This window comes from Psychrobacter phenylpyruvicus DSM 7000 = NBRC 102152, assembly GCF_000685805.1.
Taxonomy (GTDB): domain Bacteria; phylum Pseudomonadota; class Gammaproteobacteria; order Pseudomonadales; family Moraxellaceae; genus Psychrobacter; species Psychrobacter phenylpyruvicus.
Genome location: NZ_JMKP01000016.1, coordinates 49954 through 63980 on the forward strand (window position 1 = coordinate 49954; position 14027 = coordinate 63980).

The 14027-nt window shown below is 43.0% G+C and carries 11 protein-coding genes and 1 pseudogene; 4 read left to right on the forward strand and 8 right to left on the reverse strand.

Annotation, left to right across the window (positions count from 1 at the left end; translation table 11 throughout):
* Positions 1-291: 291 nt before the first annotated feature.
* Together dnaG and G561_RS0107735 are read right to left on the reverse strand one after the other, a co-directional pair.
* Complete coding sequence (gene dnaG / locus G561_RS0107730) at positions 292-2562, reverse strand: DNA primase (protein WP_028859026.1); 2271 nt, start codon at positions 2560-2562, stop codon at positions 292-294.
* 124 nt (positions 2563-2686) lie between these two features.
* A complete protein-coding gene (locus tag G561_RS0107735) occupies positions 2687-3856 on the reverse strand; it encodes an outer membrane protein assembly factor BamD (protein ID WP_028859027.1) in 1170 nt (389 codons plus the stop codon).
* A 276-nt stretch (positions 3857-4132) separates the two neighbouring features.
* Here G561_RS0107735 and G561_RS0107740 point away from each other — a divergent pair, with 276 nt between their 5' ends.
* From G561_RS0107740 to G561_RS0107750, 3 genes are all read left to right on the forward strand, one after another.
* Complete coding sequence (locus G561_RS0107740) at positions 4133-5491, forward strand: RluA family pseudouridine synthase (protein WP_028859028.1); 1359 nt, start codon at positions 4133-4135, stop codon at positions 5489-5491.
* A gap of 5 nt (positions 5492-5496) precedes the next feature.
* A complete protein-coding gene (locus G561_RS14275) occupies positions 5497-6495 on the forward strand; it encodes a purine nucleoside phosphorylase YfiH/LACC1 family protein (protein ID WP_081794415.1) in 999 nt (332 codons plus the stop codon).
* 94 nt (positions 6496-6589) lie between these two features.
* Positions 6590-7210 (forward strand): flavodoxin family protein, encoded by a 621-nt coding sequence (locus tag G561_RS0107750; RefSeq protein WP_028859029.1) that lies wholly within the window; start codon positions 6590-6592, stop codon positions 7208-7210.
* A gap of 43 nt (positions 7211-7253) precedes the next feature.
* On the opposite strand, the gene G561_RS0107755 is transcribed toward G561_RS0107750, so the two are convergent.
* The 5 genes from G561_RS0107755 to tolQ form a co-directional block, all read right to left on the reverse strand.
* A complete protein-coding gene (locus G561_RS0107755; RefSeq protein ID WP_155954114.1) occupies positions 7254-7418 on the reverse strand; it encodes a hypothetical protein in 165 nt (54 codons plus the stop codon).
* Between the two features lie 270 nt (positions 7419-7688).
* Entirely contained in the window at positions 7689-9020 is a 1332-nt protein-coding gene (locus G561_RS0107760) for a PD40 domain-containing protein (protein ID WP_051584445.1), read from the reverse strand.
* A 343-nt stretch (positions 9021-9363) separates the two neighbouring features.
* The gene (locus G561_RS0107765; protein ID WP_028859032.1) at positions 9364-10236 is read right to left on the reverse strand and encodes a TonB C-terminal domain-containing protein; all 873 of its coding nucleotides are present in this window, start codon (positions 10234-10236) and stop codon (positions 9364-9366) included.
* Positions 10237-10377: 141 nt separating this feature from the next.
* Positions 10378-10830, reverse strand: coding sequence for a protein TolR (tolR, locus tag G561_RS0107770; protein ID WP_028859033.1), 453 nt, complete (start codon positions 10828-10830; stop codon positions 10378-10380).
* 12 nt (positions 10831-10842) lie between these two features.
* Positions 10843-11583, reverse strand: a complete 741-nt coding sequence (tolQ, locus tag G561_RS0107775; protein ID WP_373277682.1) for a protein TolQ — start codon at positions 11581-11583, stop codon at positions 10843-10845.
* 537 nt (positions 11584-12120) lie between these two features.
* Here tolQ and G561_RS0107780 point away from each other — a divergent pair.
* Positions 12121-13416, forward strand: a complete 1296-nt coding sequence (locus G561_RS0107780) for an NCS2 family permease (RefSeq protein WP_028859035.1) — start codon at positions 12121-12123, stop codon at positions 13414-13416.
* Positions 13417-13867: 451 nt separating this feature from the next.
* On the opposite strand, the pseudogene G561_RS15340 reads toward G561_RS0107780, so the two are convergent.
* Positions 13868-14027: pseudogene (locus G561_RS15340) on the reverse strand (IS982 family transposase); the annotation flags it as partial.

A 14027-nucleotide genomic window follows, 5' to 3' on the forward strand; every position in this document is an offset into this window, starting at 1 on the left:
TTGTCTTATTGTTGTAGTTTTTGCAAAAGCTATATACTGTAAGTTGAGCAACCAAATCTGCAGCCAAAGAGTAAAAGATTTTAGTCCGATATTATAACATAATATCCAAATCAGCACCGCAAATACGACCTTCAGTGATAAAAACTAACGCTGATATGGGTTCAGTATTTGCTTAGGTACTACCCGGTGATACTAATGATATGGGGCCATTGCCCATTTTTTAAAGCCTTAGAGCCTATTGTATGGATAAACAACAGCTTAATAAAGTTTCAATACGCCAAATAAACCCCTTTAATCCATCTTATTTGATTGTTTGGCCTGTTGCTGCTTCGACCAATTTATTAAGGTCTGACGTTGGCGGTTTAGATATGAGGTGATAATAATACTCTTAGATTGTGACATTTGCTTGGACAAGGCTTGTAACAGTAGTTGTACCAACAAATCATCGAACAGCTCATCGACATCGATGATACCGCGCTTATTTAAATTGGACCAAAAAGGAAACCAACGCTGGGCCAAGGTCTGCTGCATGTTAGCCGGTAGATTGGCTAGGATAAAGTGGGCAGCGGCATTGGTGTCTTTGGGCAGATGAGGCGCTAGAGTATTTATGGTCTCAGTAAGCTGCACCAAGCTTGGGCTGTCAAAATCTTGCCAACTCGGTAGAGGCGGTGCCTTGATAGCCCCTTTAGCAGGCGACCTAGTAGTAGAGACATTGATAGGGGGTGTGACGGGCGCTTTAGCGGAAGCTTTATTGGCATCAGCAGCCTGCTCATTTTTTGGTTTTGAGCGCTGCGGATATAGTTCAATATCTGCCACACCAGACTCTTGCCATATGCGTGCAATGGGGTCTTCTTGCATCAAATTGGGGGAAAACAACAAGCACAGCTCCAACATGCGGCTGACTGTCATGTCGCTGTCGAAGTCTAATAACACATCATGAGCTGAGCTCTTTTGACCTTTTCGGCCGCCCAGTTTTTGGTAGATGTCATTATTCAGCAGATACTTAAAGCTTGAGCCTTTTGGTAAGTTGTTGGTCAGCTGTCTCACTTGAGACATCAGTTTCGCTTTGCCCTCAGCCAAGCTTAAGTCATATCTCTCACTTAAGTAGGCAAAAATATATTGCGATAAAGGCATGGCGTTTTTGATTTGCTCACGCATGGCCTCTACCCCTTGTAAAGACACGTAAGTATCGGGATCATGGCCACCAGGCAGGGTCAAAAAGCGCAGCTCTTTGTCATCACTAAGTACCGGCAATGCGACCTCAAGGGTACGCCACGCTGCTTTTTGACCCGCACTATCCCCATCAAAACACAAAGTTAGGGTAGGGTTTAATTGTAATAAGCGCGAGATTTGGCTCTCATTAATGGCCGTTCCCATTGAAGCTACTGCGCCGTAGATGCCTGCTTGATATAGAGCAATGACATCCATGTAGCCTTCGACCACTAGCCAGTCATTGGCTCTATGCTGCCTAGACTCATAATAGCCATACAGAACGTGCTGCTTATGGAATATCGGTGAGTCACTAGAGTTGATGTATTTGGGATTTACTTCATTGTCCAAGGCACGTCCAGCAAAGGCTATCACCCTGCCTTGATTGTCTCGGATCGGGAAAATTACCCGATCACGCAGCAAGTCATAATCACGCCCTTTTTCAGAATTGCGTACCAATCCCAAAGCTTTTAAGCCCTCTATATCCCGTGGGAAAGCTTGCTCTAAATGCTGCCAACCGCTTGGGGCATAGCCGAGCTTAAACTCTTCAATAGTGCTGTCGGTTAGACCCCGCTCTTTAAAATAAGCCATGGCCCGTGAGTTATTACGTAAGTTATGTTGATAAAACTCACTGACACTCACCAATAAGTCATACAGGTCGCCCTCTTGGCTATCTTGCTGACTATTTTGAGGCTGATTGTAGGGAGAGCCGGACTGATAATCGGGAGCAGAGCCCATACTAGGGTCAAAGGGGGCAACGTCTTCAGGGTAGAAGCCTGAGTTCCAGTCAGCAGGGGGCGCAGAGTTATAATAACTGGCCTCATCAAAGTAGCCGGCACTGTCATCAGAGACAGGGGCTGACTCAAAGTTATTTGTGCCACTGACATTGGAGGAATTGTTGGTGTTAGACCCATTATTAGGCTCAAAGCCGACGCTATTGCCGTTTAAATTGCCAGAGCTGCTTGTTGTAGAAGCGTCTTGGGGCTGTTTGATAGGCGGCTGAGGCGGTGGTGGCGCGCTTTGTTTTGGCGCTCTTTTATAGCGTAAATTTTTGTTATCTTCTTTGGGTATCTCAACCCCTGTCTGACGTGACAACTCTTGAACTGCTTCCATAAAGGTTTGGTTTTCGTAGTCGCGCAAAAAGCTGATGGCGTTGCCACCCACGCCGCACCCAAAGCAGTTATAGACGTTTTTTTGGGGATTGACATAAAAAGAGGGGGTTTTTTCACCGTGAAAAGGGCAGTTGCCTTTAAATTCTTTTCCGGCACGTTTTAAGGTGGTGTGCTTGCCAATAATCCCTACCAAATCGGCTTGGCTATTTAGTTGATCAAGAATATGGCTAGGGATGCTCATAATTGCGTTTGGCCTTACCAGATAAAAACGGATTCTTTAGACGCATAAGCCACTTTAAAGGGGTTAGCTTATAAAGTGGCTCAAAGGGATTGCTTTAACAACGTAGTTTTAGCTAAGCACTCATTTATTCATTAGGGCTGCTATCAGGATACATCTCTTTTGGGCTAGCAATGCGAGGCTGTGGCTGAGTGCTTGTTGTATCTTCAGGTAAGCCTAGACCTAAGTTAACGCCGCGGCGACCGGTATTGATCGTCGGTAAGTTTTGCTCAGATAAAGTGGCATCGTCTGTAGGCAGCTGTAATTGAGCAGCTTTATGAATGACCTGCTGTTTGGTGGCTCCGGTATATTGAGTGTTTTGTGCTGCCTCGGAGTCTGAGCGCTTGTCTGAGCGACCCAGCTTGCCGTAAGTCATTCTGCTTAATAGGCTACCAGCACGATTGTTGCTAATACGTACCTTACCATCAGCAGTTAACCATTCAGGATAGTTGATTTGTAGCAAGGTTTTGTACTGCTGTGCCAAATCATTTAGACCCAATTGCTCATTGCTATAAGCCAAGATCGCAATGGCTTCGGGAATTTGTTGGCTTTGAGGATAGTATTGGAATACCCATCTTGCACGGTTAGCAGCGGCAACATGAGCTTCGCGTTTAATATACCAACGCGCGGCTGTTAGCTCACTCTCAGCAAATTGGTTGTAAATATAGATCATGCGCTGCGCTGCATCTGGAGCATAGCTACTATTTGGGAACTTAGTCAGTAACTCTTGGAAGTTGCTAAAAGCCAAACGATAGTAAGAAGTATCACGATGGGCTTGCTGTAATTTTGCCGCATTTAATAAGCTACTAGTACCGGTTTGCATATTGGCTACACCGCGGACATAGTAAGCATAATCTACTTGAGGGTTGCGAGGATATAGCTTAATAAATTGTTCAGCACTGGTCACCGCTAAGGCGTATTCGCTTGACTGGAACTGGCTGTACATTAAGTCTAATAAAGCTTGCTCGGCATAGGGGCCAGTAGGGTAGAAAGTACGCAGCTCAGATAATTGCTCTGAGGCATAGATATAGCGTCCTTTTTCCATCGATTCTACCGCTTCTTTATAGTACTGGGCATCCGACTTCTCTGCAGAAGCTACCGCGTCAGTGTCTTTGCCAGTAATATTTTTTAGAGTCTGACAACCAGATAAGCTAAGCATACCAGCGGCTAATAATGCCAAAGTGAACTTAGTCTTACTAGAAGAGTGAGATGAATTAGGGGTTAATGCAGTAAATAAAGAAGTTGAAGCACGCTGCATGGAAATCTCCGCAGAATATTTTAGTAAATTTTAGTGGCTCTAGTGTAGCACGCTACACTAATATTTTGGTATAGGATTATAGAGTGAATGCTACCTTAATGTTGTTAGCGCTTTAGTTGGAACAGTTATCAGGCGTTATTGAGGATATAATTAATAGATTTGTGGGACTAAACTGGCTATTTTGAAGGGTCGGCTCTCAAGCTAAAATAAGGAGAATTAGCCAAACCATGCTACACTTAGCTTATTAATAAAAAATTTAATTTGGTCCAAATAACTATGTCTTCTAATATGCCTTCAAATAAGTCTTCTAATACATCTCCTAGTATGTCTTCTAATAACCTATCCTCTAATCTGCCTTCTGAGGCGTCATCAGTACCTTCGGAAAATAGCCCAAACCCGCGCAACAATCAAGCAGGATTTGTAGATAATATGGCTCAGAGTGGTACGGAAGGTCAGTCAAACCCGCCTAGCAGTACTATAGCTAATAATACTATAGAAGATAAAACTGAGGTTAAAACTACAGAGGATAAAGCTACAGAAGATAAAGGCCACTCTATGCCAAGCTCGACAGTCGAAAGTTTACAGTCATTTCAATCATCATCAACAGCAGATTATGAAGTAGATTATGAGGCACACAATGAACTGGAAGATTTCGATGAAGACGAAGAAGATACTGATAATCAAGCCTTAGAGGTGCATGCTGAGCATATAGTGACTAAAGACGAAGCTGGTCAGCGTATTGATAAGTTGGCGGCAGAGCTTTTTGCTGATCACTCTCGTGCTCAGCTGCAAGAATGGCTAAAGTCGGGTAACATGACCATTAATGGTAGTGTCGAAAAACCGAAATATCGGGTTAAGGTTGGAGATAGCTTGCTACTACAAGCTAAACTTGAACAACATGGTAGTGATCAGCCAGAAGACATAGCTTTAGATATTGTCTATGAAGATGACAGTGTGCTGGTGGTAAATAAGCCGGTGGGTATGGTGGTCCACCCTGGCGCTGGTAACTGGACAGGAACCTTGGTCAATGGGCTATTGTTTCATTATCCCAATCAAGCACATTTGCCAAGGGCTGGCTTGGTTCACCGTATTGATAAAAATACTTCGGGATTATTGGTCATTGGTAAAACCAAAGCGGCGCAGCTTGAGCTACAAGAGCAGCTAAAAGATAAAACGGTCTATCGTCATTATCAATGTATTGTTGCAGGTGATGTGGCAAGTCTAACTCGTCAGCGCACAATCGATGCCCCAATAGGTCGTCACCGCACCCAGCGTACCAAGATGACGGTAACCAGCGTCGGTAAGCCAGCTGTGACCCATATTATGAATATTACCCCGTTAAATGAAAATTATAGTTTGCTTGATGTGCAATTAGAAACCGGCCGTACCCATCAAATTCGTGTCCATCTAAGTCACATAGGCCATCCCATTATTGGCGATGATGTCTATGGTAATCGTCAACAACTAAGAGCAGGATTGACCCAAGAGCAGCGTGATGCCATTCAAAACTTCCCGCGTCAGGCGCTGCATGCGTATCAATTAGGGTTTGTGCATCCAGAGACTGGCGAGGATATCGAAGTCACAGCGCCTTTACCGGATGATATTGTTGAACTGGCAGAAATCTTGAGCGAGTAGCGTTTATGATGTTCAATCCCATTACCCCAAGTTCAAGCCAAAAAAAACCGTTTCAAGTATTGGCTCATACCGATGAGATATTAATCATTCAAACCAATGCTGGAGTTGACTTGGCTACAGCTGCTGACAAACAACCCGCTACTGAGAAACAAAAAGCTAAGCTCAATAGTTATGGCCGCTTTAACTTGGGGCTGCATGTCAATGATGATCCGGCCCAAGTACTGCATAATAGAGCGCAGTTACTACAATTAATCAATGGATATCTGGCTGAGCAAACTGATCAGCAGAAGACAGATTCTGCTGTTGAGGCTATTTATTGGTTAAGTCAAATTCACAGCAACCAAGTGATTCGCATTGAAGATGAATATTTAGATAACTTGTCTTTAACTCCCCCTGCGGCAGATGCTTTGGTCACTGCCCAGTCGTGTCAGGCGCTGGCCATTATGACTGCAGACTGTGTGCCCATTGTGATTTATGATCCAAACACGCAGCAGGTTGCCGCTATTCATGCCGGCTGGCAGGGGCTGGCTAATGGGGTAATATTTGAAGCTTATAAAGAGCTTACTAACCTTACATCATTAACGCCTAATTCAGTGTCTGTAAACTTAGAGGTCAAACCCATCCAAGCTTGGCCTTTACAAGCTTGGATAGGTGCTTGTATCTCTCAAGCCTGTTATGAGGTGTCTGGTGATGTGGTAGATAAACTGCTGCTTGGCTGTGAAAAGATGGGCATGGAAGCAGAGCAAATCAGACCACAAATTGTCGCTGCGCATGAAGATGCTAATAAAGCTTGGTTAGACCTGCCTAAATTGGCGCAGTTGCAGCTTGAGCAATTAGGTATAGCAGTTGAGCAACCTACAACTTTGAGTGATGAATCAAAAGCTGGTCCTGCTTTGGCCTGTAGTTATGAGGACAGCAGTTATTATTCTTATCGTAGAAAGACTCATTTAGGTGAGGGCAATACTGGCCGTATGGCGTTACTAGTCGTTAAACTTAAGACTTAAGCTTATTGTGTTGTAGATTGTTGGCTAAATTTGCAAATTGGGTCTAGGTTAGGTTAAATAGGCCCTTTATCTAATATTAGGATGCTTACCACTCATGACTGATAAAGCTAGTATTGTAAACTCCAGTACGCTGGATGAAGCGCTGAAGATGGCTGTTGTCTATCATAGTAACTATGGGCATACCCGTAAGGTTGCTCTAGCTATAGAACAAGGTGCTCGAGACTATGCCCAAGATAAAGTAGAAGTCCGAGCGTTAGATGTAGATGATATGGATTGGGAATTTGCCGATGCTGCCCAAATGATGGTCTTCGGTAGCGCAGTCTATATGGGCAGTGTTACTGCTGAATTTAAGACCTTTATGGACAGTACCTCTAAGCGCTGGTTTCATCGTAAATGGCATGGCAAATGGGCAGCAGGATTTGCTAACTCTGGTGGGCTGAGTGGCGATAAGCTGGCGGCCTTACAGCAGATTTTTGGCTTTAGTATGCAGCATGGTATGAACTGGGCGGGCTTCCCAGTAATGCCGACTGGTCATAGCGAGCAAGACATCAACCGTTTATCCAGTTTTATGGGTTTAATGACCCAGTCCGGGAACGCCTCACCAGAGATCACACCAGGCGAGGGTGATATCAATTCAGCCAAGCTGTTTGGGGAGCATCTGGCACAAACCTTGATTAATCAGCCGCCAAAATTGCCAGTAGACGAAGAAAGTTAGTCTTAAGTTATTGGTGAACCTAAAGTTTTTGATTAACCTTAAGTTATTGGTTGGAGCTAGAGACCAGCGGTAATTTTTGGTTGTCAGTAGCAGCCGGGTTTGGAATTGATGCGCTATTGACGATTAACGGGCTAGGAAAATCAGCAGTAACAGGAATGGGGCTCTCTGCCATTTGAATGTTTTGACACCCTGTCATAAAGGTTGTCAAAGCAGTTAGCCCTAGTAATAATATAGATTTTTTTGGTATTAAAAACATAGTCACTCACTATAGTAAATCGTTGAAAGATGTTGCAGGATAAAAAAGCTTTAATCCAGCAGTAGCTGAACATAGTAAGTATTAAATGAGATAAAGTGCAATGGCTTTCTCTTAGTCTGATAAATAAAAGTCTGATTAAATAAAAAATCTCAGTTTTAGAACTGAGATTTTTTTGTTTTTTATAACTAAAAAAGAGTGTAAGTAAAATAGGGGAAATACTAGCTATTTGGCGCTAGGGACCCAAGTTGGAGATTTGGCAATACCTTGAGTCGGTAGCGTAATCACTTTGCCCCCATCTACAAAACGGATAACTAAGTTACCGTTTTTGGCACCCTGAGAATACACCACACGCTCGCCACTCGGTGAGAATTTAGGAGCTTCATCTAAGCCGGTAGCCCCAAAGTTGGCAATAATAGAGCCGTTATTGCTCATAATCGCTGCACTGCGTCCATTTAAGAAGCCGATCTTTGTGCCATCAGGACTGTAGTTAGGGTTGGTAGCATAGCCACCTCGTGAGATTCTTACTGGTGAGCCTGAGAAGTTATAACGATAAATGCTCGGGCGATTGGGGCTGGCGTGATCCGAGGCATAGACAAAGCTTCCGTTCGGTGCGTAGCTTGGTGTGACCTGCTCATAAGGGCCAGACATGACCAACTCTGGTTTACCGCCACTGCTACTAACGCGATAAATGTCTGCATCACCATTCACTGTGCTCGAGAATAAAATCTTTGAGCCATCGGAGGAGAAGCTAGGGTTCAAGCTACTGCCTTTCATGTCAACTAAGCGAGTCAGTTGACTGTTCTGAAGATTATACTTCCATAAGTGCGCACTGTTGTCTTTTAGCTGCACAGAGTAGGCGACTGAACGACCATCAGGAGATACTGCTGGGCTATAGATAGAGGCATCAGTGACTCGAGTCAGCACACGTTTGTTACTACCATCAGCATCTATTAATACCAAAGCAGAGGTTTTTGACTTACCACTACCTTGCTCTTCTACATAGATAATACGAGCATTTAGGTCTAACTTCTTACCGGTAATTAGTTCATAAATAAGGCCGGAGGCTTTGTGAGCCGCTGTCTTACTGTCTGCTGCTGTAACCGTCTGTGTGCCTCTGATAATTCTACCTTTGGCCACTTCAATTACTTCAAAAGTAATGGTGGTATTGCCAGCAACACTTTTGCTGCTACCAATGACCATGTATGGAATGCCTAACTGCTGCCAAGCTGGTAGCGTTGCCGCTAAATCATCGCGACTGTGTGGTTGACCAATTAAGCCTTCGCTGGTCACTTTTAAGGGAGTGGCTTGCAAGTCTTTTTGGATAATTTGTGAGGTGTTGCTATCGCCAGCAAAAGGCACAAAGGCCACTTGGTTTTGACTTACTTCTCCTTTTTTGGAGATGGTTACCTCTAAGTCGTAGTCTTCTTCTGCGTGGGCGCTTACGCCGACTATCAGGCCTAGCGATGCCAATAGGGCACAAGACAAGCTGGTGGTTAGTTGTTTTTTAGAGCGAATGGTTGGGTACTCAGTATTTATCATTTTAGTTTTTTTCATGGAGTTATAAAGCCTATCTTAGAATTCGGATAAGAGGAGCATATAAAGGACAGAGTAAGAAGTAAAGCTTAAAACAGTAATTTACAACAGCCATCTGCGTCAAGCAATCTCAATGCTAGAGATATGTCATGAGTCCTTAGTAGTCCTTAGTATTGTTCGCTTTAGCAAAGCAGCTTGTCAACAGAAGTAATTTAGCAAAAAAAAGCAACTTATCAAAAAAAGCAACTTGGCAAAATAAACCGTTAAAGACAGTCGCATCAAAGATAACACTGGTGATTGTTGATGGTTGCACCTAAGTTTAAACCCTCACTCATATCTAAGCCATTAATTTACCTTGCCTGCCTTATCGAACGACGAAGTTAAGTTTCAGTCGACGTTTGTTGGTGCCAATAACCGGGGTGAGGGGACTTGCTCGGTTGACCGCCGATTCCAAAGACTCCTTGAGTGCTGGATCAGAGGTATTGGCAGTAACACTTAGCACGTTGCCGTTTTCATCAACGGTTACTGATACCGAGACAGCGGCACCGACCTTGCCCACTGGTGGCGTCCAATGAGGTTCAATCAGGCTTACCAGAGCGCCAGTGATGTCACCACTACTATATTTGCTGCTACCACCGCCTGTAGGTTTGGATGTAGATTCTGAGGGGAAAGTGGCACTAAGCTGATCTTGGTTATTGCTATTGCTATTGCTATTAGGGGTTACTTTTGGAATATTTTTTGTTGTTTTTGAATTGTCAGTAGACTCCACTGCTGTAGTGTCTGCAAACTCTTCTGTGTGACTGCTCTCCGGAAGTTCATTTAGTTCAGTAAAGACAGGATCACTACTGTCATTGGCACCCATAGGCTCTGGAGCAAGCTCTATCCTTCTATTAAAAATAGAGGATATGCCTCTGGAGAAGACCGAATCACTACCAATATAGGAGGGGTCATTATTGGTAGCTGGTGGCTGATGGTTGATCTCAGGGGTCTCGGGAATCTCACCAGCAGCCAGAGACTCACGGTTGGCCTGAATATCCGCTTGCAAGCTTGCCAACTCCTCAGGGGTGATGATGCTGGTCTCAATAGCCTGATTGTCTTCAATCTTAGGAACTTGGTACGACAAAGCAATAAATGCCAATATAGAGCCATGCACGATTAAGCTTAAGACAGCTGGCAGGACGATGCCATTATCTTCAGGCTCTACAGGAACGTAAACACTAGGCGCTCGATTTAGCACAGTAATAGTCTCAAAATTTTAGTTAAATAGTAGGGTCTAAGCTTAGTCTGGTTTGGTCAGGCTGTTAATGGTTTTGTAGCTGGTTTATAACTTTATAGCAAGAGAGCTAGCTTATAAATTTTTAAGTAGTTTATATTGTAACTAATTAAGATTAGTAGGCAGGGGCTGACCAGTTAATAAGCCTACTTTTTTTATCCCAGCTTTTTGTAGGTTAGCCATCAACTGCATTACCATACCATATTGATTGTTTTGGTCAGCATTAATCATGACTTGCACCTCATTGCCTGGTGAACTATTTTGTAAGCCAATTAGAGTCTCGATCAATGCCTCTTCAAGCACAGGCGTATCGATGTTGTTTTCATAACTCATATAAATCTCCCCATTACTTTTTAGAGAGATAATCACCGGCATTTGAGCTCCGGTAGCAATGTTCTCCGTAGTGGCTTTAGGCAAGTCAACATCAACGCCTGTAGTCAGCATCGGGGTGGTCACCATAAAGATGACCAATAGCACCAACATCACATCAATGTAGGGCACCACATTCATAGAGGCATTCAGCTCTTTTTTATGTCTTGAAAAGGGGCTGGCTTTCATAACGTGCTCCTTTTATACCAGAGGGGACTGAATGTTTTGAGCAACAACCGCAGGATCATTTTGAGTAGGAGTAGCTGTTTCGTGAGTCTCACGTTGTAGCATACCAGTCATCTCATCACAAAATAGGGCGCGGCTGTCGTAAATGCCGGCTGCTTTGGCGGTAAAATGGTTATAGGCCAAGACCGCTGGGATAGCGGCAAATAGACCCATAGCGGTAGCGATTAAGGCTTCAGCAATACCTGGAGCCACAGCAGATAAGCTAACTTGTGATGCTTCAGATAGACCGATAAAGGCATTCATTATTCCCCAAACGGTGCCAAATAAACCAATGTAAGGAGACACTGAGCCAATACTCGCCAATACTGCTAGGCCTGATTCTAATGACTGTTGCTGACGGCCAAGACCCACACGAAGCTTACGTTCTACGCCATCGATAATATGATCTTTGGGCTGACGTTTTTTATTCATGCGTAAGAATTCAGAAAAGCCGACATAAAATATATTGGCCAGTCCATGACGATCCGGTGAGTTCTGAATCCCTTGATACAGTTTCGCCAAATCTTCTCCTGACCAAAACCAGTTTTCAAAATGCTGATCTTGGCGCTTGGCTGTACCTAGTCGTGCGCTCAAACGGAAAATCAGCACCCAACAAATGATGGAGGCTAATAATAAGATAGCCATAACAATCTGAACCAATAAGCTGGCATTGGTAATGAGACTAATAAGGTTGATAGAATCTGACAGCTCTGACATGAATAACTCACTTGAGGTTATAAAAGGCTAAATAAAATAGAGATTAAAGGAAAATAAGGTGGAGATAAGGCAAAATATGAAGCAGCTGCTATTATCACTACAAATATGGTTTTTAGCTACCAGTTGTAAGCATAAGCGCCAGTACCGGTATAAGTACAAGCGGGCCTAATATAGTAGGGCTACATTATACCTTAACCTATGCTGATTCTACTACTTCCAAATGGCCTTATAAACTCATGCAATAATTAGATTATTTGCCTTAATCTATCAGCAATACTCAAAACTGCTCAATAATCTTCTCTAACTGTTTAATAATAGAAGACTTTACATAGAATTTGATGAATTATTGGTCAAAAGTGTACTAGTTTTAACGCGAATCCTATATAATCTGTCCTTTTTTTATTATATTAATGCAGTATTTCTTATTGTCTGTCTTTGGTTAAGTAAAAGGGTTAAGCAAAAAGACAAGCTTATCTTTTCTACCTAAGCAGCTCCCTCTTTTGGTTTTTCAACGCAAATATACTCAGGCTACTACCTATGAATGCAATTGAGCGCTATTTTGGCATTGACGGTCAAAACACCACGATAAGAACAGAAATCCTAGCAGGGATTACTACGTTTTTAACGATGGCATACATTATTTTTGTTAACCCAAATATTCTTGCAGATGCAGGCATGGATAGTGGGGCAGTGTTTGTGGCCACATGTTTGGCTGCGGCAGTAGGCTGTTTCATCATGGGTATTTATGCCCGCCTTCCAGTAGCCTTAGCACCCGGTATGGGATTGAACGCTTTTTTTACCTATGGCGTAGTACTGGGCATGGGTTACACCTGGCAGACCGCTTTAGGGGCGGTCTTCTTATCGGGCTGTATCTTTGTTTTCTTAAGCTTATTTAAGATTCGCGAATGGGTTATTAATGCCATTCCAAATAGCTTAAAACAAGGTATCGTTGCTGGTATTGGTGCTTTCTTGGCTTTTATTGCCTTGAAGAGCTCAGGCGTTATCGTAGCTAACGAAGCCACTTTTGTCAGTCTAGGGAATTTACAACAGTTCTCGCCTATGATGGCCGCATTGGGCTTCTTTTTGATCATTGGCTTGGTCTACCGTAATGTACCAGGTGCGGTAACCATTGGGATTTTGGCCGTGACCGTTATTGCGGTTATAACTGGAAATGTGCCCTTTAATGGGGTAATGTCCATGCCGCCTTCCATTGCACCTACTTTTATGCAACTAGACATTGCAGGTGCGTTTGATATTGGCATGATCAGTGTGATTTTTGCCTTCTTATTCGTCGACTTATTTGACACCTCAGGAACCCTAATTGGGGTAACCAATAAAGCAGGCTTAGTAGATAAAAATGGCGATATCCCTAACTTAGATAAAGCTTTATTGGCGGACTCTACGGCGACAGTAGCCGGCTCATTACTAGGGACTTCTTCCACTACCAGCTTTGTTGAAAGTACAGCAGGGGTAGCTGCTGGTGGCCGTACAGGTCTTATGGCCGTGACTGTAGGCGTGTTGTTTTTATTAAGTATTTTCTTTGCACCATTGGCAGGCATGATTCCCGCTTATGCTACCGCAGGCGCTATTTTCTATGTTTCGGTATTAATGTTATATACCTTAAAGGACATAGATTGGGAAGACTTAACTGAAGCGGCTCCTGTGGCAGTAGTACTACTATTGACGCCGTTAACTTACTCAATTGCTGATGGTATCTCTTTAGGCTTTATTACTTATACCGTGGTAAAAGTATTAACTGGTAAATTTAATCAAGTAAGTGTGGCAGTCTGGGTACTGACCATTATCTTAATGGCAAAAATTGTATTTTTATAATCCATAGCATTATCTAGCAATAGGCTTGGTAACTATGATAACATTTAGTTATCAAGCTCATAACCTCAAGCAACGCCGTAGAGGTTTTTCTTTTTAGGTAAGTGATGACGTTCTATCAATAACTTCACCTGTAAAAGAAGAAGGCATTAGTGAGTTTGTTATTACCTATTTCACCTTTGAGTATTTATTACGGTCATGTATTAATTACCCAGTGGTTAAAAAGTAAGACAGCTTGAGTTCACTAAGCCGCTACATTCTTAATTCACTATTTTTAGTTCCACTTAGACTGAACCAAAACCGCCGTCTTACCTCCTAATTAGGTTGGGTATGATTTGGCGGTTTTTTTTATGGGATTTATCTACCTGATTTGAGAGGTTAGCCTTAGTAGGGCTCCCATTAGCTGTAAAAATAGCTTGGCATTTTGCCGGTAATATCAATATTTACCCCACTCTCAACACTTTATTAGCAATTCAAACTGAAGAGGCGGGGTACCAAGTTTTTTATTAAAAAGAAAAAAGAAATTATGCGCCAGAATCTTACGCGTTAAACGATGAGACAAATGCCATAAATCTCTAGCACGTACTTTCTGTATATTAAAGCAGTCAGACAAT

What these genes read in the sequence shown, in the direction of transcription:
- G561_RS0107740 (WP_028859028.1), top strand. Translation starts at nt 4,133, where the DNA reads ATGTCTTCTAATATGCCTTCAAATAAGTCTTCTAATACATCTCCTAGT.
- G561_RS0107735 (WP_028859027.1), bottom strand. Translation starts at nt 3,856, where the DNA reads ATGCAGCGTGCTTCAACTTCTTTATTTACTGCATTAACCCCTAATTCA.
- G561_RS14275 (WP_081794415.1), top strand. Translation starts at nt 5,497, where the DNA reads ATGATGTTCAATCCCATTACCCCAAGTTCAAGCCAAAAAAAACCGTTT.
- dnaG (WP_028859026.1), bottom strand. Translation starts at nt 2,562, where the DNA reads ATGAGCATCCCTAGCCATATTCTTGATCAACTAAATAGCCAAGCCGAT.
- G561_RS0107750 (WP_028859029.1), top strand. Translation starts at nt 6,590, where the DNA reads ATGACTGATAAAGCTAGTATTGTAAACTCCAGTACGCTGGATGAAGCG.
- tolQ (WP_373277682.1), bottom strand. Translation starts at nt 11,583, where the DNA reads ATGTCAGAGCTGTCAGATTCTATCAACCTTATTAGTCTCATTACCAAT.
- G561_RS0107780 (WP_028859035.1), top strand. Translation starts at nt 12,121, where the DNA reads ATGAATGCAATTGAGCGCTATTTTGGCATTGACGGTCAAAACACCACG.
- G561_RS0107760 (WP_051584445.1), bottom strand. Translation starts at nt 9,020, where the DNA reads ATGAAAAAAACTAAAATGATAAATACTGAGTACCCAACCATTCGCTCT.
- tolR (WP_028859033.1), bottom strand. Translation starts at nt 10,830, where the DNA reads ATGAAAGCCAGCCCCTTTTCAAGACATAAAAAAGAGCTGAATGCCTCT.